Origin of the sequence: Erwinia sp. PsM31 (assembly GCF_030433775.1) — a bacterium.
Classification (GTDB): Bacteria; Pseudomonadota; Gammaproteobacteria; order Enterobacterales; family Enterobacteriaceae; genus Erwinia; species Erwinia aeris.
Genome location: NZ_JARUWZ010000080.1, coordinates 1 through 332, shown reverse-complemented (window position 1 = coordinate 332; position 332 = coordinate 1). Strand labels below are relative to the sequence as shown.

At 63.6% G+C, this 332-nt stretch carries 1 pseudogene; it reads right to left on the bottom strand.

Features of this window, described 5'->3' with window-relative positions:
• Nucleotides 1–332 (bottom strand): annotated as a pseudogene (gene clpX / locus QCD69_RS22540) (ATP-dependent Clp protease ATP-binding subunit ClpX); the annotation flags it as partial.

Genomic DNA, 332 nt, shown 5'->3' with positions numbered 1-332 from the left:
TCGCCCTTGCCGTAAATCAGCATCGGATCCGATTCGCCCGCGATAACCGACTCGTCGATCACCACTTTTTCCACGTCGTCCATCGACGGCAGGTCGTACATCGTGTCCAGCAGCGCGCCCTCCACGATTGAGCGCAGCCCGCGCGCCCCGGTTTTGCGCGACATCGCCTTGCCCGCTATCGCCTTCAGCGCCTCTTCCCGGAACTCCAGCTCCACCCCTTCCAGGCTGAACAGCGCCTGATACTGCTTGGTCAGCGCGTTCTTCGGCTCGCACAGGATCTGGATCAGCGCTTCCTCGCTCAGCTCGGTCAGCGTCGCCACCACCGGCAGACG